Raw genomic sequence first — 21,730 nt, 5'->3', positions numbered from 1 at the left:
CATGGCGCCCTCCGCCGCGCGCCACATATCGAGGACTGCCATGAAGACACTCGGCCTGCTCGGCGGCATGAGCTGGGAATCCACAATCCCCTACTACCGCACGATCAACGAGACCATCAAGCAGCGATTGGGCGGTCTGCATTCGGCCCGGATCGTGTTGTTCAGTGTCGACTTCCACGAGGTCGAGCGGTTGCAGCATGCGGGGCAGTGGGAGGCCGCGGGCGCGTTGCTGGCGGATGCGGCACAGCGTCTGCAGGCGGCAGGTGCGGACGGCTTGGTCTTGTGCACCAACACCATGCACAAGGTGGCCGGGCACATCGAATCGGCGGTCGAGATTCCGTTGCTGCATATTGCCGATCCGACGGCCGAGGCGATCAAGGCGCAGGGCCTGCATCGTGTCGGCCTGCTCGGGACGCGCTTCACGATGGAGCAGGATTTTTATCGCGCGCGGCTGGAGGCGCGGCACGGCTTGCAGGTGCTGACGCCGGCGCCCGACGATCGCGAGGTGGTGCATCGCGTGATCTACGACGAGTTGTGCCTGGGCCGCGTCCGCGAGGTATCGCGCGCGGCGTATCTGGCGATCATCGATCGTCTGGTGGCCGAGGGTGCGCAGGCCATCATCCTGGGCTGCACCGAGATTTCGTTGCTGGTCGAGCCGCAGCACGTGCCGCAGGTGCCGTTGTTCGATACGACGCATCTGCATGCGGTGCATGCCGCGACGTGGGCGCTGTCGCCGTCTTCGTGATGTCTGCCCGATTCCATCACGGCAGGCACCTCGGCGCACATTCCGCTTCCGATCCGGAGCAAGCGCAGGGCTCAGGCGCTCAGCTGCCGCGCCATGTCCTTGATAACTAACTCGATGATCGTGCGCACCATGCGCATTTCGCCCTGCAACCGAATCCCGGCGACATGCGCCCATTGCGCATTCTCCGCTTCGATCTTCAGCATCACCGAGTCGGCCAACGGCACGATGTTGGCGACCATGTCGGCAAGCCGCCGCTGCACCATGCGTGGCGGCAAACCCAACTGCACGCCTGCATCGACGAGTCGGGCCGGTGTGACTTCCGCGAAGCGTTGTATGCCGGGGAGCGGCCAAGCAAGTGTCGACGCCTGTGGCCAGGTCGCGTCCGCCTGCTTGTAGGCAAAGCTGCGTCCTGCCACGGTGCTGAGCAGGTCGTAGTGCGGCGCCAGGTCGATGCCGTCGGCTCCGACCAGAAAGCTGAGATTCTTCAGGTGGGCGTCGTCGTTGCCGGTCAGCAGGTTGAAGACCAGCCAATCGAACAGTCGCCTGCGTGTGTTCAGTCGCTGGCGGCACTGCGTGATCACGGTTGCCAACGTTTGCACACTGCCTGCCGCGTACTTGTCGCCACGGTGGAGGTTGAGCAATTGGCATGCGTCGATGGCATGTACGCGGCGCGTCCCCGCATCGTTGGCGACACGGTCGAAGCGTTCGATCAGGAATACAGGCTCCGGCACGTAACGTCGCTGCACCCGCGGCACGAGCAGCCCCATTGTGTGGGCCAGACGCATCACGAAGTACTCGTTGATGACGGTGTGCGGATAGTCGGGATCGGTGGTGTCGGGTTTCAGGACATGGGTGGAGGCCTCGCTGCCCGTCGGCTGGTACAGCGCGCCTCGATCTTCGATGACCGCGAGCTTGTGCTGTGCGCCGGCCAGTGACATGCGCTTCTCGGCGCCGCCGGCCAGCGAGTGGCGCGGCAGATTGCGGATGCGTTGTGAGAGGTCGTTATCCGACAGCGGGACTCGACCACCGGGTGCGAGTACCACGTGCGGGGGCAGCAGGGTCAACGATCCTGCGGACTCGGCGCCGTAATGGGCCAGCAATGCGAAGTCGTCGCTGCCACGCAGGCCGGCGTCCTGCGCCATGCGGGTGCGCTGTTGGTCTTCCGGCAGCAGGTTGTCGAAGTACCACTGCACCGGGCGCGAAGTGCTGCCGTCAAGAATGGTGCCCTGGTCGCGGCGTAGCCAAGGCGATAGGTCGAAGCTTCGTGGTGCTTCGAGCCACGATGGTGCATAGGCGAATCGCCACAGGTTGCGGTGCTCGAACAGCGTGCCCACGGCCTGACCGTCCAGTGTGGCGACCAATGCGCGCTCCGGGTACGCCAAGCCGTCCAGCGTGATGACCCTCTGATCGGACGGCGCAGAGTCGATGGGCGCTGGGCTCATGATTGCGCCTCGCGCTTTTTCTCCTGGGTCTGCAGCTGCGCCCAGGCGGCGTCCGGGACGTCGATCTCGACGCGCAATCCCAGTTCGGTGAGCACCTGGAACAGTTTCTCCCACTGCACGGTGCCGCCGCCGCGCTCGACCTTGGCCAGGAAGTTCTCGCTGACGCCGATACTCTCGGCGGTGTCGTCCTGGCGCATGCCTTGGTGTTTGCGCGTGGCGCGGACCAGAGGCCCGAGTTCGTCGGAATGCCTGAGCGTGACTTTCATGCGGATCCTGACGATCGCGAGGATTCTGCGTAGAGTAGCGCGAGCGAACCGAAAAATCCTTATGAACGCAAGGATTCCGCGCGAATTTCGGGGCTTTGTTCAGAAATCCTCACGCTCATGAGGATTTGAGCTGTACCGGTCTGGTTTGCGACGCCCCCGGATGAGGGCAAACGAGACCGAGGGTCCCGCTGACAGGCGTCCATAAAGAAGCGCCGGGCAAGCCCGGCGCTCTTCATTCAGTACGTCGCGTCGCGGCGCGCTCAGCGCACCGCGAACTCCCGCGTCTCCACCACGGTGCCGTCCAGCAGCACTTCGAGCTTGTAGGTGCCGGTCGGCCAGCCGTCGGGGTGCTGGATGTCGAATGCGATGACGTCCGGGCCGGGGACGATGTCGGTGTCGGTATTGCGCACCAGTTGGCCTTCGCCGTAGGTCCAGCGCGCGGTGAGCTTGGCGGCGCTCTCGCCGTCGACGCCGACCGAGGCGTAGATGGTGTCGGTCGGCGCGAATTCGGAGGCCGGCGCGGCGACGCGGTTGTCGCCGTCGACGGCATTGCCCAGTTCGACGCTGGTCACGCGCGCGGGCGCCGGCGGCTCGGGCGCGGCCGGGGCCTCGGGGGCCGGGGCCTGGGGCGCGGGGACGACGGGGGCGGGCGCGTCGCGGTTGCAGGCGGCGAGCAGCACGGTGCTCAGCATCGCGACGGTCAAGGCGGCGGGAACGACGGGACGGGTCATGGGCACTCCGGAAGAGGAAAGGGCGCGGGCCGTGCTTCAGTCCGCGGGCAACTGCAGCACCTGACCGGGCTGGATGCGGTCGGGATCGTCGAGGACGTCGCGGTTGGCGGCGTAGATCGCCTGCCAGCGGCTGGCGCGGCCGTAGACCTGTTCGGCGATGGTCGACAGCGTATCGCCCTTGCGCACGACGTGGGTACGCACGGGCGCGGGCGCGCCGGCCTGGGCGTCGTCGTCGGCCGCGCTGCGCACGCCGCCGGTGACGCGCGAGAAATCGGGGGCATCGTGGCCCGGGGGCCTGGACGGGGACATCGCGACAGCCTCCAAGGGCGGGAGGCCGTCAGCCTCCCATCTGCCGCGTTAAGAATCCATCGCGCGCCGGGGCTACTGGCGGGCGTCGCGCAGCCTCGTCGGTACGGTGAGGCCGGGGGTCGCGCGCCAGGGGTTGATGTCCAGGCCGCCGCGGCGGGTGTAGCGCGCTTCGACCGACAGCTCGAGCGGGGCGCAGCGGGCGACGAGGTCCACGAAGATCCGCTCCACGCATTGCTCGTGGAATTCGGCGTGGTCGCGGAACGAGACCAGGTAGCGCAGCAGCGCGTCGCGGGCGATGCGTGGGCCGCGGTAGGCGATGTGCAGGCTGGCCCAGTCGGGCTGGCCGGTGACCGGGCAATTGGACTTGAGCAGCGCGGAGGTCAGCTGTTCCTGGACGATCTCGCCGGGTTCGGCGCGCAGCAGCGCGGCATCGGGCGGGCCGTAATGGGCGATCTCGATGTCCAGGGCGTCGATCGAGGTGCCCTGCGCGGCGTCGTCGGCCATCGGCGGCAGGCCGAAGGCGACCGTGACCTCGGCGCCGGCGGCCTGCGACAGGTCGGCGGCGATGCGTGTGCGCACCGCTTCGGGGGTGTCGAAGCGGGTGTGGTTGAGCGAGTTGAGGTAGAGCTTGAGCGACTTGGATTCCACCAGCTGCGGTGAGGCGGCCGGGACCAGCACGGTCGCGGTGGCGACGACGGGCTTGCCGCGGCCGTCGAGCCAGCTCAGTTCGTAGGCGTGCCAGCGGTCGTGGCCAACAAACGGCAGCGCGTCGCCCAGGCCGATCTCGCGGCGGCCGAGGGTGCGTGCGATCGGGAACAGCAGGCCCGGGTCGTAGTGGCGCGGATAGGCGACCTCGCGGCCGAGCGGGATGGGCGGCGCGGCCGCGGCGGGGACATCGGACATGCGCCGATTCTACCGCCGCCGGCCGCACCGCCCGGCGCCGCGTTCAGTGGCGCGTGGGTTCGCTGCGCAGCTGCATGACCTGACGGCCGTCACCGTAGGCGGATGGCGCGTACTCGACCAGGGTGCGTTCGTCCTCGGTCTCGCCCAGGGTGTCGCCGTCCTCGATGACCGGGCCATGCTCGAGCAGGTAGGCGCAGATGCCGGTCAGCTGGTCGAAGACGTCCTCGGCGCTGTCGTCGGTCTCGGGGATCTCGATATCCATCAGCCCGAGCATGTCCATCCCCAAGGTGTGGCCGGTCATGGTGCCGTCGGGGCGGGCGCCGATGTTGAACGCCACCCACGCCAGCGGCATCGGTTTGGGCAGCTGGGCCATCGCCAGTTCGCGGAAGAGCGCCGGCAGGACGATGTGGTTGGCGCTGCCGAAGTAGACCGCGCGCACGGTGTCCAGCAGCGCGGTCGCCGAGGCCAGCACGCGGCTGAGCAGGGCAGCGCGGCCGAGGGCGTCGAGCGTGGGGTCTGCGCCTTCGGGCGGGAACGCCATGACGGTGACGATGGTATGCGCGGTGTAGTCCACCGGCGCGGGTTCGGCGCTGGGCCACAGCCGGCTGTGTTCGGCGATCTGCGCGATGTCGTCACCGATCGGGGCGGCGATGGGCATCAGCAGGATCGACACGTCGCCGTAGTCGATGCTGAGCGGGCCATCGGGCATGTCGAAATCGCGCGGTTCGGCGCGCAGGCGGTCGGCGTCGAGGTCGGGCCAGTCGGCGCGCATCTGCGCGACCAGGGCCTCGGCGGTCAGGGCGGGGTCGGGCCGGTCCTGCAGCAGCATGGCCAGGCTGGCGGTCATGCGCCGGCCTCCGCGTCGCCATGCAGATAATCCAGGCTGACCTGCAGCAGGGCGCGCAGGCCCAGGTCGAGCGCGGATTCGTCGAGGTCGAACTCGGGCGAGTGGTTGCTCGGCGCGCGCATCGGGTCCTGGCCCTTGGGCGTGGCGCCGACGAAGAAGAACAGGCCGGGCACCTCGCGGGCGTAATAGGAGAAGTCCTCGGCGCCCATCGTCAGCGACGGGTCGACGACGTTGTCGGCGCCGGCCACGGCCTGCAGGCTGGGCAGCAGGCGGGCGGTCAGCGCGGGGTCGTTGGCGGTGACCGGGTTGCCGTCCTCGGCCGGGATGCGGGTCTGGACGGTGGCGCCGTGCGCGGCGGCCACATGGGTGGCGACGTTCTGCAGGTCGGCGAAGATCGCCTTGCGCACGTCCTCGTCGAAGGTGCGGATGGTGCCGACCAGTTCGACCTTGTCGGGAATGATGTTGTAGCGGATGCCGCCGTCGATCGCGCCGAACGACACCACTGCCGGCAGCGTGGAGATGTTGGTGCGGCGGCTGACGATGGTCTGCGCGGTGCCGATGAGGTCGGCCGCCGCGACGATCGGGTCGATGCCGCCCCAGGGCCGCGAGCCGTGGGTCTGGCGGCCGATGACGTCGATCGAGAAGCGGTCGGAGGCGGCCATCAGCGGGCCGCCGCGCACGCCGATCTGGCCGGCCTGCAGGGTCGAGAACACGTGCAGCCCGAACACCGCGTCGGGGCGGAAGTCGCGGAAGAGGCCCTCGGCCAGCATCATTGAGGCGCCGCCGTCCTCGCCCTCCGGCGGGCCTTCCTCGGCGGGCTGGAACACGAACAGCACTTCGCCCGGCAACTCGTCGCGCATCGCCACCAGCGCCTGGGCCACGCCCATCAGGATCGCGGTGTGGGCGTCGTGGCCGCAGGCGTGCATGACGCCGGTGGTCTGGCCACGGTACTCGGCAGTGGCGGTCGAGGCGAACGGCAGGCCGGTGCGTTCGGTCACCGGCAGTGCGTCCATGTCGGCGCGCAGCGCGATGCGCGGGCCGGGCCGGCCGCCCTTGAGCACGGCGGTCACGCCGGTGTGGGCGATGCCGGTCTTGGGGTCGAGGCCGAGGCTGCGCAGGTGCTCGGCGACCTTGGCCGCGGTGCGGGTCTCGCGGTTGCCGAGTTCGGGATGCTGGTGGATGTCGCGCCGCCAGTCGACGACGCTGGCCTGCAGCGATGTCGCGGCGCGCGCGACCTCGGGGCGTTGCGCGCTCTGCGCGTGAGCGGCGATGGGGAGGGCGGTACAGGCGCACAACAGTGCGGCGGCGAGTCGCGTCATCGACAGGCTCTTGGATGCGATGGGAACCCCGATCCTAGGCGATTCTGGCTGCGGACGGACGGGGCGGCCCCCACCCAACCCTCCCCCGCGCGCGGGGGAGGGCTCGACCAGGGCGCGGCCAGTGGCCCCGGCGACGCCCGCTCCCCGCGAGTGCGAGGGAGGGGTGCGCGCGGCGCGGTGGGTCAGGGCGCGGGCGAGTAGGTCGCGATCATGTTCACGCCCTGGAAGCCGCCGGTGCCGCCGACCACGCGCACGAAGTAGCTGTCGCTGAGCGGGAGCGTCACCTGCACGCTTTGCGTGGTGCCGGGGCGCGACGAGCGCAGGGACGCATTGCTGCCGTCCGGCGCCGGGGATCGGCCGACACGGACCAGAAGCTTGGCCTGGCCGCGGCCGCCGTAGGTGCGGATCTGCAGGTTGCGCGCACCGGTGGGCACGTCGATCCGGTACAGCACACCGGCATCGGCTGCGGCCGACATGCCGGTGACCGGCACCGCGCGCGCCATCCGGATCGCGGTCGGTTCGTCGCCGCCGGCCGCGCTGCCGGCGCCGCGGGCGGCTGCCTTTGCGGCGTCGAGGATGCCCACGCCGATCTGGCGCAACGGCCGCACCGGAAAGTCGCGCGAGGTCTGGGTCAGGATCTCGCGCATCTCCTGCGGCGTGGGCACCGGGCGGCCGGCCTGTATCGCCGCGCTGATGACCAACGCCGCGACGCCGGCGACGTGCGGGGCGGCCATCGAGGTGCCGGACTGGCCGACGTACGCAGGCTCGCCCGGCGTCGTCGCGCCGCGGTTGCCCGCCGACCAGACGAAGCCGCTGCGCACCGATTGGCCGCTGGTGCCGTCGTCCGGGAAGACGCCGCCGCCCGGTGCCGACAGGGTGATGCTGTTGCCGAAGTTGGAGTAGTAGGCGCGCTTGCCGGTGATGCCGGTCGCAGCGATGTTGATGACCCCCGGGCAGCTCGCGGGTGTGAACAGTGCGGCATCGCTGTTGTTGTTGCCGGCCGCAACGACGATCGTCGTGCCGCGCTGGCGCGCCGAAGCGATCGCCTGGGCGTAGGTGCTGTCTGCAGGGCAGGCGCCGTAGCCGCCCAGACTCATGTTGATCACCTCGGCCGGATTCGGGTTGTCCGGCACGCCGGGGACATGGCCGCCCGATGCCCAGACGATGGCGTCGGCGATGTCGGCGGTCGTGCCGCCGCAGTGGCCGAGCACGCGGACCGGCAGGATTTTCGCCTCCGGTGCGACGCCCGCCATGCCGAGCGCGTTGTCGGTGATCTGCGCGATGGTGCCGGCGACATGGCTGCCGTGCCAGCTGCTTTCGCGCTGCTGGCCGGGCAGGACGCAGCCGCCGTTCGCGACCAGGAAGCGATCCTCGTGGCTCCAGTCGCCGGTGTCCCAGCCGCCCGCTGCGCGGCCGTCGGTCGCCCGGCCGGAGTTGATCGCGTCGCTGATGAAGTCGTAGCCGGCATTGGCCAGCGAGGTGTCGAGGTCGGGATGGTCGGTGATTCCGGTGTCGAGCACCGCGACGACCACGCCCGCGCCGCGGCCGTACTGCCAGGCGTTGAGGACGTCGATGCCGCCGCGGTTGGCGACGCCCGGGTCCGGGGCCAGGGTTTCGATCGTGCCGTCGGGCGCACGAAAATGCCACTGCACCTCGAAGCCGGGATCGTTCGGCGCCGGTGCGGCGGCGGCGGACACGGTGCGCAGACGCTGCCAGTAGCGGTTGGGCTCGACGTACGCGACCGCAGGGTCGGCGGCGAGGGTGCGCATCAGCGTGTCGAGTTCGCCTCCGGACAAGCGCCGGTTCGGGCGCACCAAGTCGGCGCCGATCGCCAGACGCCGGGTCGAGGCGACCGCCGGGGCAGCAGCGCGGTGGACGGCGGCGAACTGCGACGTGGTGGCGGGCGCGCGCAGGACCCGTTGCACGGTCGATGCGCCGGCGGCCGCGCTGCGGCGTTCGGGGGTGCCCGTCTTGTAGGTGACCAGCAGGCCGTCATAGGCGACCTGCGGCGCGTCGGGATCGGCGGTGGACATGACCGACAGCGATGTGGCCGGCGGCGCCGCCAGTGCGGGCGCGATCACCGCACCCAGGGCGGCGGCAAGCAGGCTGCGGCGGACGAAGCGGGAGGACAGTGACATGGTTGGAATTCCTTGGAATAGAGAGGGACGCGAGGCGACGCCGGTGGTCACCAGCTGAAGCCGCCGCCGACGCCGACCGAGCTTTCCGAACCGGACATCGAACCGCCGATCGACACGCTGGCGCGGTTGTCGCGGAACGCGCGTTGATAGCCGATTGCGAGGGCTTCTTCGCCGCCCTGCTGACCGATACCGACGCCGACACGGTTGGCGCCCGACAGCCCGGCGGTGTTCACCGCCATCTGCGACATCGCGGTGCCCATCGCGCCGATCTTGTCCAGACGACGATCGACGCGGTGGAAGCGGTCGTCGACATTGCTGCGGAACGCGTCGAAGTCGCTGCGGCTGAGCGCGCGTGCGAACGCGTCATCGGTGTAGCTGCGCGCGCTGGCAAGCGTGGCGGCGTCGCCGGCATTGGCATGCGCCTTCGCGTCGGCCAAGGTGCGTGCATCGCCGGCATCGGCGTAGCTGCGGCTGGCGGATGCACTGGCCTGGACCTGGCCGACCGTGGCCGCGTCGCTGGCGGCCACGCCATCCGCGACGTGGGTGATGCGTCGCTGGTTGTCCGCGCTGCCGACCGACACGGTGTTGGCGGCGTCGGCGACCGAGCCCTGGCCGATCGCGACCGACCCATCGGCACTCGCGACCGCACCTGCTCCGATCGCGGTCCCGCCCGAGCCGGCCTGGGCCTGGTTGCCGACCGCAGTGCTGCCCGGGCCGGCGGCAACGCTGTCCTCGCCGATCGCCAGACCGTCGCCGCTGCCCACCGGAATGCTGCCGCTGCCGATCGCGTCGAAGCGCGCACGGATGGCATCGAACTCGCGGTCGACGGCGCCGAAGGCGTCGCCCACCGAACCGAAGCGCTCGCCCTGGATGGCGTAGGACGGGCCGGCGATGCCGGTCGCCGTCATCGCCGCGCCGCCGCCGAGCGCCTGCGCCAGCGAGGCACCGACACCAAACACCTGGCCGCCGTTGACCGCGTCCAGACCGCCGGCGATGAGCGCACCGTCGGCGACATTGCGCAACCTCGTCCCGTCTGCGCCGGCGAACGTCACCGCATCCTTCGCGGCGAGGTCGTCGTACTTCACGCTGGCCGCATCGAGCGCGCCGACGTCGCTGCCGACCGTGGCGATGGCGGTGTCGAGCTGGCCCTTGTTGACGGCGTCGGTCGCGAGCACGCCTGCGGCCACGTTCACCAGTTGGCGTTCGTTGCCGACGCTGCCGATCGACACGACATGGTCGCGGTCGGCGACCGAAGCGGCACCGAGCGCGACGCTGCCGATCGCGGTGGCGGTGGCGTTGTAGCCCAGCGCCAGGCTGTCGGCCTCCAGCGCGAAGGCGCCGCTGCCGAGTGCAGTCGCGCCGAGGCCCCAGGCCGCCGACGAGGCACCGACCGCAGTCGCGTAGTCGGCGCCGGCGTAGCTGCCCGCGCCCAGTGCGCTGGCATCCTCGGCGATGGCCAGGGCGTTGGCGCCGGCCGCCAGGCTGCGGGTCGCGTCGGCATGGCTGTCGAAGCCGATCGCCGTCGCGTAGTCGGACAGTGCCCAGGAGGCGGCGCCGACGGTGACGCTGCCCAGGCCGCCGGCCTGGGTCGGCACACCGGCATTGCTGGCACCGATCGCCACGCTCTGTTGGCCGGCGGCCAGCGCACCGTCGCCGACTGCGATGCCGCCATTGCCGGGTGCACGCGCGTCGCTGCCGAGTGCGAGCGCAGCGTAGCCGCCCGCGTTCGCGTAGGCCCCCAGGCTAGCCGCACCGAAGCCGTTGGCCTGCGCGCCGTAGCCGATGGCGATGGCTTCGATCTGGGTCGCCGTCGCCGCGCGGCCCATGGCCACGGCGCCGGCGGCCCCGGCGTTGGCGGTGGCGCCGACGGCGACGGCATCGTTGGCAGTCGCCTGCGAGGACCAGCCGATCGCGGTGGCGGTGCCGCCGCTGGCCTTGCTTGCCGCGCCCAGCGCAATCGCGCCGAAGCCGGTGCTCTGCGCGCCGTCGGAATCGCTGAACTGGCTGCCGAAGAAGCTGCCGCCGATGGCGATCGCGCCCGTGGCGTCGGCGAATGCCCCGTCGCCCATCGCAATGGACGCAGCTGTGGTGGAGCGTGCGCGGTGACCGATGGCGACCGAGTCGCCGCCGCCCGCGGCGGCGCGCGGCCCCATCGCGACTGCGCGTGCGCCTTCGGCGCTGGCATCGTCGCTGCCGTCCAGTGCGCCGTTGACAGCGACGTAGTAGGCCGCGGCGTCGAGCGAGTACGCCGGTGCCACGCGCGCTTCGTCGGCGGTCTCCTCAGCGCTGGATGCTGTCGTCTCGGTGCTGTCGCTTCGGGCCTCCGAGGCGCTGGCCGCGCCGGTATCGGCCGCGTCCTTTTCGAGGGCCGGGATGGCCTGCGGCGCGGCCATCGCATGCCCCGACAAGGCCAGCAGCAGGGCGGCCGTCAGCAGGCAGGGACGTGTCGCGCCAGGGCGGGCGGCAGGGTGGGGAAGCGGGAGGCGGGTGCGCTGGGACATCGTCTGGCTTTCCGGTAGCGGCGGGATGACAACGCCATGACAGGCGCTGGAACTGCGATCTAAGCCGCTGCGATGGCCGGACTCAATGCACCGCTTCTCACCGTCGACTTACACTCCACTCTCATTCTGGTCAGGGGACCGCCGCTCCCCCGGAGCCGCCGTCCCGATGTCGCATGCCTCGCCACTCGCCGCTTTCGGCCGTCGCGCGGTCGCCTGGCTGCGTCGCGTCCCGATCGACGATCCGGTCGACCGCCGCAATGCGCCGGCGCTGCAGGTGCTGCTGCTGTTCCTCGGCGTCGAAATTCCGCTCAACAAGGCCTATCACCTGCTCAGCGGGCATGTGACGATGACCGGTACGCGCTTGGTGGTCGATCTGGGCACCGATGCCGCGATCGCCGTCGCGGCCTGCGTCGCGGTGTGGATGATCCGGCGCGGCCTGCTCCGCGAGGGAGTCGGTGCCTTCCTGGCGATCCTGATGGCCTGCGCGGTCGCGGCCAATCTCGCCTTCGGCTACCAGCTGCAGGCCTTCGATCCCTATCCGATGATCATGCTGACGATCGCGGCGCTGGTGATCGGCCGGCGCGCGCTGTGGATCGTCTACGCCTGCATCCCGCTGGTGTTCGCACTGGGCATGGCCAGCCCGTGGGGGCTGGACGCCGGGCGCAGCGGCCATGCGTTCCAGAACCTGCCGTCATTGGCTTTCAGCTATCTGATGATCGCGCTGGTGCTCGACCGGACCGTGGCCGCACTGCGCGAAACGCTGCGGCGTGCGCAGCGCAGTGCGCAGCAACTGCGCGAGCAGATGGTCGAGCGCGAGCACATGCGCGAGCGCATGCTGCATCTGCAGAAAATCGAGTCGGTGGGCCACCTGGCCAGCGGCGTCTCGCATGATTTCAACAATGTGCTCGGCGCGATCGTCGGCTACACCGCCGAGCGGCACCGGCTGGACGAGTTCGATTTCGACCCCGAGCCCGATGCGCGTCGCCTGGGCGCGGCGCTGGAGGGCATCGAACTGGCCGCCCAGCGTGGCATCGCGCTGAGCCGCAAGCTGCTCAGCTTCAGCCGCCGCGAGCTGGCCGTGCCGGCGCGTTTCGACGCGGCACGCGCGCTGGCCGAGCTGGCACCGATGCTGCGGCAGCTGTTCGATGGCCGAGTCGAGGTGGTGCTCGAGCTGCCGCCGGCGCCGGTGCCGGTGTTTCTCGATCGCAGCCAGCTGGACCTGGTGATGCTCAACTTCGCGGCCAATGCGCGCGACGCGATGCCCGGCGGTGGCCGCTTCGAGATCGCGTTGCGCGCCATCGGCGATGGCCGCGCACGCATCGTCGTCGCCGATACCGGCCAGGGCATGACGCCGGAGGTGATGCGCCAGGCATTCGAGCCGTTCTTCACCACCAAGCCGGCGGGCGAAGGCACGGGGCTGGGGCTGGCGGTGGCGTGGGAAATGGCCTGCGAGGCGGGCGGCACGCTGCACGTGGACAGTGCGCCGGGCAGCGGCACGCGGTTCACGCTGGATCTGCCGCAGGTGGACTGAGCGCTCAGCCGGCCGGGCGCAGCACGTAGCCTTCGCCGCGCACCGCGTCCAGCGGCAGCGGCAGGCCAGTGCGCGTGAGCACCTTGCGCCGCAGCCGGTGCAGGAGCACGTCGAGCCGATGCGGGTCGCTGCCGCTCTCGTCGCGCGCGCGGCCGGGCACAGCGCCCAGGATGGCCTCGCGGGTCACCAGCCGCCCGGGTTGTGCCCATAGCGCGCGCAGCACATGGCGCTCGGAACCGGTCAATGCCGTCGACTGGCCATTGGGTGCGAACAGGCACCAGCCGTCGGGTTGCAGCTGCCAGCCGTCCTCGGCCCTCTGCGGGGCGCGCGCCAGGCGCCGCGCAAGGCTGAAGACCGTGGCGGCGAGGATGTCGATCTCGACCGGCTTGACCAGGTAGGCATCGGCGCCGCCGCTCAGACCGCGTAGCCGGTCGGGCGGTTCGCCGCGTCCGCTCAGGATCACCACGCCCAGATGCGGGTGCCCGGCCTGCAGCGCCTGGGTGACGGTGAAGCCGTCGCTGTCGGGCAGGCCGATGTCGAGGATGACCAGGTCGACCGGCGCCTGGGCAAGCAGTGCGGTGAGTGCGGCCGCCGTGCGCAGCGGCCGCACATCGAGTCCGTGCCGGCGCAGGCCGGGGACCAGGATGCGCTCGCGCAGGACGTCGTCGTCCTCGAGCAGGGCGACGCACAGCGGGCGAGCACTGTCGGCTGGGGTTGGGGACATGGCGGTCGGCGGGACGGAAGGTGCGATCGCGGCGGTCCGGGACAACGAGCAACGGGGCCGCGGCGCGTGGCCGCGGCGTCGCCATCTTGGGTCGACGCCGCTGGACTGGCAAGCGCGGCAGCAGCGCGTGGCGGGCGAGAGGCCACAGCGCGGTCGTGTGCGCACACGTCACGAAAACTATCGTCTGAAGATCGTGTGAGCGACTTTTCCGCATGTCTGCATCGCGCACACTTCGGGCGGCAATCTGCGGGAGGGCCGATGCGCAGCAAACTGTTCGTGCCGGGCGTGCGTCCGGACCTGTTCCAGAAGGCCTGGTCCGGCCCCGCCGATGCGGTGTCGTTCGACCTGGAGGACGCCGTGGCGCCGACGCGCAAGGCCGAGGCCCGCGCCGCGGTCGCCGCATTTCTGCGCCAACATGCCTCGCGCGATCGCGTGCGTCCGAGCTCGACGCCGCTGGCGATCGTGCGCGTCAACGCGCCCGACACCGCCGATTTCGAGGCCGATCTCGCCGCAGTGCTGCCGGTCGCGCCGGACCTGATCAACCTGCCCAAGGTCGACTCGGCCCAGGCGCTGTGCGCTGCGGTCGCGCGCATCGAGGCGCAGGAAGCGGCGTTGCCGGCCGATCCGGCGCGGCGCGCGCCGGCGCTGCTGGTGAACATCGAGACGCCGCGCGCGCTGCGCAATGCCGCCGAGATCGCCGGCGCGCATCCGCGTGTGGCTGGGCTGCAACTGGGGTTGGGCGATCTGTTCGAGCCGGCGGGCATCCGGCGCGATGTGGCCGCGCACGTGCAGGCGGTGATGCTGCAGGTGGCGCTGGCCGCGGGTGAGGCGGGGGTATTCGCCTGCGATGGCGCTTATGCCGATTTCCGCGACGATGTCGGGTTCGAGCACGAGGCAACGATGGCGCAGCAGTTGGGATTCATCGGCAAGAGCTGCATCCACCCGCGACAGGTGCCGTTGGCGCACGCGGTGTTCTCGGTCGACGCGCGGGCGCAGGCCGACGCGCACCGGATCGTCGAGGCGGCGCAGGCCGCGCGCGCGCAGGGCTTGGGCGTGTGCGTGGTCGAGGGCCGCATGATCGATGCGCCGTATCTCAAGCGCGCCGAGCGCGTGCTGGCGCAGGTGGAACGCGATGCGGCGCGCTGACCGCATGGGGCGGCGTCCGGGGCTGCTGGCCGTGCTGCTGGCGCTGCTGGCCGCGTTCGCCGTGCTGCCGGTGCAGGCCGAGAGCCTGGCCTCGGTCGATGCGACGTCGCTGACGGCGCTGCCCGAAGGCGCGCGCGCGCAGGCGTTGTTGACGCTCGGCGAGCGACCGCTGGCGATCGCGGGCCACCGCGCGTGGCGTTATGACGGCGAGGGCGCGGACGGTCGCTGGCAGGCGATGGCATTGCCGGCCGGGGTGTCGGTGGCGCGGCTGCAGGCGTCGACGCCCGACGGCGCCGCGGCGCACCTGTTGCTGGGCGATGGCGGCATGGCCCGGGAGGCCGCGACGCTGGCGCAGGTGTCAGGCGCATTGGTCGTGCAGCCGTTGCCGCCGTTGCCCGAGCCGCTCGCCCATGCCCGCCTGGCGGTGCTGGCCGGGGTGCTGTACGCCGCCGGCCTGGACGCCGACGGCCAGGCGCGGTTCTTCGCGCTGTCGCGCACCACGCCCGGTGCCGGCTGGATCGCACAGGCGCCGTGGCCGCATGGCAGCGCGCCGTCGTCGCTGGTGGCGCAGAAGTTCGCGCTGTACCTGACCGCGGTCGACGGCCATATCCGGCAATGGACGCCAGCCGAGGGCTGGCAGGACCGCGGCGCGCTGCCCGGCGCGGTGGTGGACGGCTCGGCCCAGCCGATCGGCCAGGCGCATGTGCTGTACCTGCTGCGGCCGGCGCCGGGCGCGCAGCCGGCGCTGCAGACCTTCCACACCATCACCGGATCCTGGGCGGTGTTGCCGACCACGCTCGACGGCGAGGCGCGCCTGGCCGCGGGCTGGCGCAGCGGCCTGGTCTGGGCGTCGGCGGACGGGGGCCTGCACGCGGCGCAGTTGCGCTCGGGCAAGCACCTGCTGCACTGGCTGGACTGGGTGGTGATCGTGGTCTATCTGGTCGCGATGCTCGGCATCGGCGGCTACTTCTACCTCAAGGACCAGACCGCGTCGGAGTCGGACTTCTTCATGGGCGGGCGCAGCATCCCGTTCTGGGTGGCCGGCGTGAGCCTGTACGCGACCAATACCAGTTCGATCAGCTTCATCGCGATCCCGGCCAAGGCCTACGAGACCAACTGGCAGTACCTGACCAACAACCTCATCGCGGTCCTGGGCCTGATGTTCGTCGCGGTATGGATCGTGCCGTTGCTGCGTCGGCTGGACCTGATGTCGGTGTTCTCGTACCTGGAGACGCGCTTCCACCCCGCGATCCGGATGCTGGCCAGCGCGCTGGCGATCGCGATGCAGGTCGGCAGCCGCTTGAGCGTGATCCTGTTCCTGCCGGCGCTGGCGATCGCGACGATCACCGGCATCCCGGTGGTGTGGAGCATCATGATCATGGGGGTGTTCACGATCATCTACACCGCGATGGGCGGCATGCGCGCGGTGGTGTGGACGGATTTCGTGCAGGTGTTCGTGAAGATGGGGGGCGCGGTCTTCGCGATCATCTTCATCCTGGTCTCGCTGGGCAGCGACCTGGACGCGGTGCGCGAGGCGGTCGCGATCGAACACAAGACCAAGCTGCTGGACTTCAGCTTCGACCTGACCAAGGCGACGGTCTGGGGCTTCATCTTCCTGGTCGTGTTCGACGTCGTGCTGACCTTCCCCAAGGACCAGGTGCTGATGCAGCGCACGCTGGCGACCAGTTCGGACAAGGAGGCGGGCCGCTCGATCTGGGTGTTCGCCGCGATCATGATTCCCGGCGGTTTCGTGTTCTACAGCATCGGCACCGCGCTGTGGATGTACTACCGCCAGAACCCCGAGCGGCTCGACCCGCTGCTGCCGATCGATGCGACCTTCCCGCTGTTCATCGCCGCCGAACTGCCGGTGGGGGTGACCGGCCTGATCATCGCCGGCATCTTCGCCGCGGCGATGTCGACGCTGTCGAGCATCATCAACAGCGTCGCCACGTTGCTGTCGGTGGATTTCTATTCGCGGCTGGCCAAGGCGCCGACCGAGAAGGGCAGCGTGCGTTTCGCCGAATGGATGACGGTGGTGGTCGGGTTGACCGGCATGGGCCTGGCGCTGGTGCTCTCGCGCTACGACATCCATTCGCTGTTCGACGTGTCGATCGAGCTGGCCGGCCTGCTCGGTGGCGGCTTCGCCGGCGCCTACACGCTGGGCATGTTCACGCGGCGCGCGAACTCGCCGGGGGTCGCGATCGGCATTGGCGGCAGCATCGCGCTGACCTTGCTGGCCTGGTCGTTCGACCTGGTGCACCCGTATTTCTATCTCGGCATCTCGATCATGCTGTGCATCGTGATCGGCTACGTGGCCAGCCTGTTCTTCGCCCCGCCGACGCGCTCGCTCGAGGGGCTGACCATCCATACCCGCAAGGCCGACGCCTGAACCGGCGGGCGTCCGCGCGCGTCCAGGCCCTTCGGCAGGGGCGCGCGCGGCGGCGGTACAGGTAGGCTGGCGCGTCGCCGTCGACGCCCCCCAGGACCGCGCCCTTGGACACCCAGTTCCTCAGTACCTTCGTGCACGTGGTCGACCGCGGTTCGATGGCCGCCGCCGCGCGCTACCTCAACATCACCCCGGCCGCCGTCGCCCAGCAGATCCGCACGCTCGAGCGCGAGCTGGGCGCGCCGTTGATCGCCCGCGCCGGGCGCACGGTCTGCGTGACCGAGCCGGGGGCGCGGATCCTGCAGCGTGCCCGCGACCTGCTGCGCGACGTTGCCGACCTGCGCAGCGTCGCCAACGACCGCGCGCTGTCGGGCGAACTGCGGCTGGGCGCCTGCCCGACCGCGCTGGCCGGCATGCTGCCCGATGTGCTGGCGCGCATGGTCAACGTGCTGCCGCAGATCAACGTCTTCATCAAGCCAGGCTATTCGGCCGAGCTCTACGCCGAGGTCGAGCGCGGCGACCTGGACGCGGCAATCGTGCTGCAGGCGCCGTTCGCGCTGCCCAAGACCTGCGACTGGGAGGTGCTGCGTGAAGAACCGCTGATCGTGCTCGCGCCGCAGCACCAGGCCCATCGCGATCCGCATGCGCTGCTGGCCGAGGAGCCGTTGATCCGCTACGACCGCCATCAATGGGGCGGGCGCCAGGCCGACGACTACCTGCGCCGGGTCGGCATCGTGCCGCGCGAGCGCTTCGAGCTCAATGCGCTCAACGCGATCGCGGTCATGGTCGACCGCGGCCTGGGCGTGTCGCTGGTGCCCGACTGGCAGCAGCCGTGGCCGGCCGGGCTGCGGCTGGCGCGGCTGCCGTTGCCCGAACCGGCCGAGCCCCGGCGCATCGGCATCGTGTGGTCGACCGCCAGCGTGCGCAGCCGGCTGGTCGGCGCGCTGCGCGAACAGTGCCGCACCGTGTCCCAGGCGCCGACGCGCGATGAGGGCACGGTCTCGGAGTGAAGGAAATGTTGCGGCGCAACACATATTTGCTTGCCTCGTAAGCAATAAAAACTTCGCTTTGAACATACGTGCAGGCGATTCATCGGCGTTGCGCCGGCGCCTAGTCTCTGTGGCCACCGGAGGACGCATCGCGCCGCCGGTTCCACAGCCTCCAGGCCGCCGCCGGCATGCCCGGCCGCCACGCACTCCTTCAGAGACTTCGACATGATCAAGCCGCTTTCCGCCGCGATCGCCTGCATCCTGCTGCTGCCTGCCGCCGCCTGGGCGCAGCAGGCCGACGACGCCGACGAGCGCACCCGCGACCGCGATGCCGTGAACCTGGACCGCATGGTCGTGACCGGCACGCGCGTGGCCACCTCGATCGACAAGATCCCCGGCGCGATCAGCCTGGTGTCGCAGGAGCAGGTCGCCCACACGCTGGCGCTGACCGAGGACGCGACCGCGGTGCTGGCGCGCACGGTGCCCGGCTACGCCGAGTCCTCGCAGGCGATGAGCAACTCGGGCGAGACGCTGCGCGGCCGCATTGCGCTGCGCCTGTTCGACGGCATCCCGCAGGGCTCGCCGCTGCGCGAGGGCAACCGCAACGGCACGTTCACCGACATGGGCCTGGTCGGGCGCATCGAGGTCATCAACGGCCCGTCGGCGTCCGAGGGCATCGGCGCGGCGGGCGGCATCATCAACTACATCTCCAAGGCGCCGACGGTCGAGGGCCACGAGACCACGGTGATCTCGCGCTACTCGACCCAGTCGGGCAGCGACAGCGCGGGCTGGAAGCTGGGCGTCAACCACGCCTACAAGAGCGACGACTTTGATGCGTTGCTCAGCGCCTCTTACATCGACCGTGGCATCTCCTACGACGGCAATGGCCGCCGCATCGGCATGAACACCAGTGGTTCGCTGGCCGATTCGGAGTCGCGCAACCTCTACGCCAAGCTGGGCGCCAACTTCGGCGAGGGCGGCGTGCAGCGCCTGCAACTGAGCCTGAGCGACTTCCGCATCGAGGGCAAAGGCAACTACAAGCAGGTCGAAGGCTGCCGCTACGACCCGGTCGACTGCCCGATCCCGAGCACCAATACCTCCGAGCGCGGCCAGATCGCAGGCTCGCTGACCGAGTTCAACGACTTCCAGCAGGCGGCGCTCAACTACAGCCACGGCGATCTGTTCGGCGGCACGTTCACCGCCGACGTCTACTGGGCCGACCAGGCCATGCGCTACCTGCCCGAGGACGGGGACGACCGCCAGTTGGTGAAGGTCGATGCCAGCTTCGACGAGAGCAAGCGTATCTACGACCAGTCGGAGATCGTGTCCAAGAAGCGCGGCCTGCGTACCGGCTGGACCCGCGGCGACCTGTTCGGCGTGCCGGGCCTGCAACTGCGCACCGGCATCGACGTGGTCAAGGACGAGGCCGCGCAGCGCCTGGCGCTGACCAACCGCGTGTGGGTGCCGCCGATGGAGTACAGCAGCGTCGCGCCGTACGCGCAGCTGACCTGGGACGTGGGCCCGGTGACGCTCAGCGGCGGCCTGCGCCGCGAGGACGGTGAGCTGCATGTCGACAGCTACACCACCACCGCCTATCGCAACAGCGTGTTCGTGAAGGGCGGCGGGCTGGAATACACCGAGACGATGAAGAACCTCGGTGCGATCTGGCGCATCACCGATGCCTGGTCCATGTTCGCGTCCTACGGCGAGGGCTTCGGCCTGGCCAACATCGGCATCCCGCTGCGCAACATCAATGTGCCGGGCCAGTCGGTCGATCGCATCGCCGATCTGGACCCGATCATCGTCACCAACAAGGAAGTCGGCTTCAACTGGCGCGGCGACTCGGCGGCGTTCGGCGCGTCCTACTACGACTCCAAGTCGCCGTTCGGCTCGACGCTGTCGGTCGATCCGGTCAGCAACGACTTCGTGATGGCGCGTGCACCGGTGCGCATCCGCGGCTTCGAGGCCAACGGCGAGTACCGCTTCAACCCGCAGTGGAAGATCTCGGGCATCTATTCGCGGATTCGCGGCAAGACCGCGTTCTGGGCCGAGGCGCCCAACGGCAGCTACGGCGCCGGCGGCCTCAACAAGCCGATGGGCGTGCTCGATGCCAACCCCGACAAGCTCGCGGTCTCGGTGACCTGGAACTTCGCCCCCGATGCCGACCTGACGCTGGGCGCGACCAAGCTCTTCGATCGCCATCTGTCGGGCAGCGACGTGCGCGAGTACGACGGCAAGGCCTTCAGCTACGAAGAGAACACCAAGGGCTATACGCTGGTCGATCTGGGCGTGAACTACGACACCGGCCGCTACGGCAAGCTCACGCTCGGCATCGAGAACCTGTTTGACAAGCAGTACATCCTCAGCTGGTCGCAGGTCCCGGGTTGGCAGAACTACTGGGCCGGTCGCGGGCGCATGGTGTCGCTCACCCATACGATTGCGTTCTGATCGAACGCGAGCGGGTGCAAGTCATGCGGGACGTGCGGGTGCAGCAGGACACCAGGCGGCGGCCAGTCGCCGGCGCGCGACGCGGCGTCGCCTGGGTGGCCGCACTGGCGCTGCTGGCGGCGATCGCGCCGGCCTGGGCCATTGAGGACGCCGCGCCCCAGGGGGCGCGCTGGCAGCCGCTGGATCGCTTTCTCGACGCCGCCGTGGCCGATGCCGGCTACGTCGGCGTGGTGGCGACGGTGTGGCAGGACGGCCGGCCGCCGCATACCCACGTTGCCGGCCATCTGGATCTGGCGCAGCGCAGGCCGATGCGCGCCGATGCGATCTTCCGCATCTACTCGATGACCAAGCCGGTGGTGTCGGTCGCGGTGCTGATGCTCTGCGACGAGGGCCGGATCGGCCTGGATGACGACATCGCCCGGCACCTGCCCGAGTTCGCCGGCCTGCGCGTGCTGGCGGCCGACGGCACGCGACGTGCGCCAGCGCGCGCGCTGACCATCCGCCATCTGCTGACCCACACCAGCGGGATCGCGATCGGCGATGGTCCGGCGCTGCAACTGCGTGAGGCGGCCGACCTGCACGGCGCGCCCGATCTTGCCGGTTACGTGCAGCGGCTGGCGGCGTTGCCGCTGCAGCACGATCCGGGCACGACGTTCGCCTACGACGGCGCGGCGACCGAGGTGCTGGCGCGGCTGGTCGAGGTGGTGTCGGGGCAATCGCTGGATACGTTCTTGCGGACGCGCATCTTCGAGCCGCTGGGCATGCCCGACACCGGGTTCGCGGTGCCGGCCGATGCGCGCGCGCGCGTGGTCGACATCACCACGATGGGCGACGACGGCCGCCTGCGCCTGGCCGACGGCCCCAGCGCGACGAATCCCGGCGCGCCGCTCAATCCCTACACCAGTGGCGCCGGCGGGCTGTACTCGACCGCGGCCGATTACCTGCGGCTGTGCCGCATGCTGCTGGGCGGTGGCGCGCTCGACGGCCGTCGCTATCTGCGCGAAGCGACGGTCGCGGCGATGCTGCGCAACCAGCTCGGCCACCTGGCGCAGCCGCATACGCAGTTCAGCCCGGCCGAAGGCTTCGGCCTGGGCCTGGCGGTGCAACTCGACCCGGCCGCGCGTGGGCGTCTCGGTGCGCCGGGCCAGGTCGGCTGGTCGGGCGCGGCCTCGACGCACTTCGTCATCGACCCGGCGCAGCATGCGATCGCGATCCTGCTCGCCCAGCACCTGCCGCGCGAGGTCCCAGGCGACCTGCCGCGACTGGCGATCCCGTTCTACAACCTCGTCCAGCAAGGGCTTTGAT

At 70.3% G+C, this 21,730-nt stretch carries 17 protein-coding genes; 7 read left to right on the top strand and 10 right to left on the bottom strand.

The features are described 5' to 3' along the window. Nucleotides 1-40: 40 nt before the first annotated feature. Nucleotides 41-745 carry an aspartate/glutamate racemase family protein gene (locus ABE488_RS10375; protein ID WP_346444486.1) on the top strand — a complete coding sequence of 235 codons (705 nt, stop codon included), beginning with the start codon at nt 41-43 and terminating at the stop codon, nt 743-745. A gap of 71 nt (nt 746-816) precedes the next feature. Here the strand turns inward: ABE488_RS10375 and ABE488_RS10370 are convergent, their stop codons facing one another. The 9 genes from ABE488_RS10370 to ABE488_RS10330 all read right to left on the bottom strand — a co-directional run bounded on the left by ABE488_RS10370 (nt 817) and on the right by ABE488_RS10330 (nt 11,201). Continuing rightward, nucleotides 817-2,187 carry a HipA domain-containing protein gene (locus ABE488_RS10370; RefSeq protein ID WP_346448243.1) on the bottom strand — a complete coding sequence of 457 codons (1,371 nt, stop codon included), beginning with the start codon at nt 2,185-2,187 and terminating at the stop codon, nt 817-819. Further along, nucleotides 2,184-2,453: a helix-turn-helix domain-containing protein gene (locus tag ABE488_RS10365; RefSeq protein ID WP_346448242.1), complete on the bottom strand. Its 270-nt coding sequence runs from the start codon at nt 2,451-2,453 to the stop codon at nt 2,184-2,186. Before ABE488_RS10365 ends, ABE488_RS10370 begins: the two co-directional genes overlap by 4 nt. Before the next feature lie 260 nt (nt 2,454-2,713). Further along, nucleotides 2,714-3,184: a hypothetical protein gene (locus ABE488_RS10360; RefSeq protein ID WP_346448241.1), complete on the bottom strand. Its 471-nt coding sequence runs from the start codon at nt 3,182-3,184 to the stop codon at nt 2,714-2,716. A gap of 36 nt (nt 3,185-3,220) precedes the next feature. Further along, nucleotides 3,221-3,493: a LysM peptidoglycan-binding domain-containing protein gene (locus ABE488_RS10355; protein ID WP_346448239.1), complete on the bottom strand. Its 273-nt coding sequence runs from the start codon at nt 3,491-3,493 to the stop codon at nt 3,221-3,223. Between the two features lie 72 nt (nt 3,494-3,565). After that, nucleotides 3,566-4,396: an NADPH-dependent 7-cyano-7-deazaguanine reductase QueF gene (queF, locus tag ABE488_RS10350; protein ID WP_346448238.1), complete on the bottom strand. Its 831-nt coding sequence runs from the start codon at nt 4,394-4,396 to the stop codon at nt 3,566-3,568. Between the two features lie 43 nt (nt 4,397-4,439). Beyond that, nucleotides 4,440-5,243 (bottom strand): DUF4261 domain-containing protein, encoded by an 804-nt coding sequence (locus ABE488_RS10345; RefSeq protein ID WP_346448237.1) that lies wholly within the window; start codon nt 5,241-5,243, stop codon nt 4,440-4,442. After that, nucleotides 5,240-6,562 carry a M20 family metallopeptidase gene (locus ABE488_RS10340; RefSeq protein WP_346448236.1) on the bottom strand — a complete coding sequence of 441 codons (1,323 nt, stop codon included), beginning with the start codon at nt 6,560-6,562 and terminating at the stop codon, nt 5,240-5,242. The genes ABE488_RS10345 and ABE488_RS10340 overlap by 4 nt, the downstream gene beginning before the upstream one ends. A gap of 182 nt (nt 6,563-6,744) precedes the next feature. After that, nucleotides 6,745-8,700 carry a S8 family peptidase gene (locus tag ABE488_RS10335; protein ID WP_346448234.1) on the bottom strand — a complete coding sequence of 652 codons (1,956 nt, stop codon included), beginning with the start codon at nt 8,698-8,700 and terminating at the stop codon, nt 6,745-6,747. A 47-nt stretch (nt 8,701-8,747) separates the two neighbouring features. Beyond that, a complete protein-coding gene (locus ABE488_RS10330) occupies nt 8,748-11,201 on the bottom strand; it encodes a YadA-like family protein (RefSeq protein WP_346448233.1) in 2,454 nt (817 codons plus the stop codon). A gap of 166 nt (nt 11,202-11,367) precedes the next feature. Here ABE488_RS10330 and ABE488_RS10325 point away from each other — a divergent pair, with 166 nt between their 5' ends. Then, nucleotides 11,368-12,732 (top strand): ATP-binding protein, encoded by a 1,365-nt coding sequence (locus ABE488_RS10325; protein WP_346448232.1) that lies wholly within the window; start codon nt 11,368-11,370, stop codon nt 12,730-12,732. Nucleotides 12,733-12,736: 4 nt separating this feature from the next. On the opposite strand, the gene ABE488_RS10320 is transcribed toward ABE488_RS10325, so the two are convergent. Then, on the bottom strand, nt 12,737-13,456 hold the full coding sequence (locus ABE488_RS10320) for a response regulator transcription factor (protein ID WP_346444470.1): 720 nt from the start codon (nt 13,454-13,456) through the stop codon (nt 12,737-12,739). A gap of 258 nt (nt 13,457-13,714) precedes the next feature. Here ABE488_RS10320 and ABE488_RS10315 point away from each other — a divergent pair, with 258 nt between their 5' ends. The 5 genes from ABE488_RS10315 to ABE488_RS10295 all read left to right on the top strand — a co-directional run bounded on the left by ABE488_RS10315 (nt 13,715) and on the right by ABE488_RS10295 (nt 21,729). Further along, a complete protein-coding gene (locus ABE488_RS10315; protein WP_346448231.1) occupies nt 13,715-14,602 on the top strand; it encodes a CoA ester lyase in 888 nt (295 codons plus the stop codon). Beyond that, on the top strand, nt 14,589-16,991 hold the full coding sequence (locus ABE488_RS10310) for a sodium:solute symporter (protein WP_346448230.1): 2,403 nt from the start codon (nt 14,589-14,591) through the stop codon (nt 16,989-16,991). The genes ABE488_RS10315 and ABE488_RS10310 overlap by 14 nt, the downstream gene beginning before the upstream one ends. A 104-nt stretch (nt 16,992-17,095) precedes the next feature. After that, on the top strand, nt 17,096-17,998 hold the full coding sequence (locus ABE488_RS10305; protein ID WP_346448229.1) for a LysR family transcriptional regulator: 903 nt from the start codon (nt 17,096-17,098) through the stop codon (nt 17,996-17,998). A gap of 204 nt (nt 17,999-18,202) precedes the next feature. Next, nucleotides 18,203-20,425 (top strand): TonB-dependent receptor, encoded by a 2,223-nt coding sequence (locus ABE488_RS10300; protein ID WP_346448228.1) that lies wholly within the window; start codon nt 18,203-18,205, stop codon nt 20,423-20,425. A gap of 23 nt (nt 20,426-20,448) precedes the next feature. Then, nucleotides 20,449-21,729, top strand: coding sequence for a serine hydrolase domain-containing protein (locus ABE488_RS10295; RefSeq protein ID WP_346448227.1), 1,281 nt, complete (start codon nt 20,449-20,451; stop codon nt 21,727-21,729). Nucleotide 21,730 lies beyond the last annotated feature (1 nt).

Origin of the sequence: Luteimonas sp. TWI662 (genome assembly GCF_039673825.1) — a bacterium.
GTDB lineage: Bacteria > Pseudomonadota > Gammaproteobacteria > Xanthomonadales > Xanthomonadaceae > Luteimonas.
This window is presented reverse-complemented; position numbering and strand designations above follow the sequence as displayed.

Bases quoted from the DNA above. Each gene is read 5' to 3' on its own strand.
- ABE488_RS10375 (WP_346444486.1), top strand. From the start codon at position 41: ATGAAGACACTCGGCCTGCTCGGCGGCATGAGCTGGGAATCCACAATC.
- ABE488_RS10370 (WP_346448243.1), bottom strand. From the start codon at position 2,187: ATGAGCCCAGCGCCCATCGACTCTGCGCCGTCCGATCAGAGGGTCATC.
- ABE488_RS10365 (WP_346448242.1), bottom strand. From the start codon at position 2,453: ATGAAAGTCACGCTCAGGCATTCCGACGAACTCGGGCCTCTGGTCCGC.
- ABE488_RS10360 (WP_346448241.1), bottom strand. From the start codon at position 3,184: ATGACCCGTCCCGTCGTTCCCGCCGCCTTGACCGTCGCGATGCTGAGC.
- ABE488_RS10355 (WP_346448239.1), bottom strand. From the start codon at position 3,493: ATGTCCCCGTCCAGGCCCCCGGGCCACGATGCCCCCGATTTCTCGCGC.
- queF (WP_346448238.1), bottom strand. From the start codon at position 4,396: ATGTCCGATGTCCCCGCCGCGGCCGCGCCGCCCATCCCGCTCGGCCGC.
- ABE488_RS10345 (WP_346448237.1), bottom strand. From the start codon at position 5,243: ATGACCGCCAGCCTGGCCATGCTGCTGCAGGACCGGCCCGACCCCGCC.
- ABE488_RS10340 (WP_346448236.1), bottom strand. From the start codon at position 6,562: ATGACGCGACTCGCCGCCGCACTGTTGTGCGCCTGTACCGCCCTCCCC.
- ABE488_RS10335 (WP_346448234.1), bottom strand. From the start codon at position 8,700: ATGTCACTGTCCTCCCGCTTCGTCCGCCGCAGCCTGCTTGCCGCCGCC.
- ABE488_RS10330 (WP_346448233.1), bottom strand. From the start codon at position 11,201: ATGTCCCAGCGCACCCGCCTCCCGCTTCCCCACCCTGCCGCCCGCCCT.
- ABE488_RS10325 (WP_346448232.1), top strand. From the start codon at position 11,368: ATGTCGCATGCCTCGCCACTCGCCGCTTTCGGCCGTCGCGCGGTCGCC.
- ABE488_RS10320 (WP_346444470.1), bottom strand. From the start codon at position 13,456: ATGTCCCCAACCCCAGCCGACAGTGCTCGCCCGCTGTGCGTCGCCCTG.
- ABE488_RS10315 (WP_346448231.1), top strand. From the start codon at position 13,715: ATGCGCAGCAAACTGTTCGTGCCGGGCGTGCGTCCGGACCTGTTCCAG.
- ABE488_RS10310 (WP_346448230.1), top strand. From the start codon at position 14,589: ATGCGGCGCGCTGACCGCATGGGGCGGCGTCCGGGGCTGCTGGCCGTG.
- ABE488_RS10300 (WP_346448228.1), top strand. From the start codon at position 18,203: ATGATCAAGCCGCTTTCCGCCGCGATCGCCTGCATCCTGCTGCTGCCT.
- ABE488_RS10295 (WP_346448227.1), top strand. From the start codon at position 20,449: ATGCGGGACGTGCGGGTGCAGCAGGACACCAGGCGGCGGCCAGTCGCC.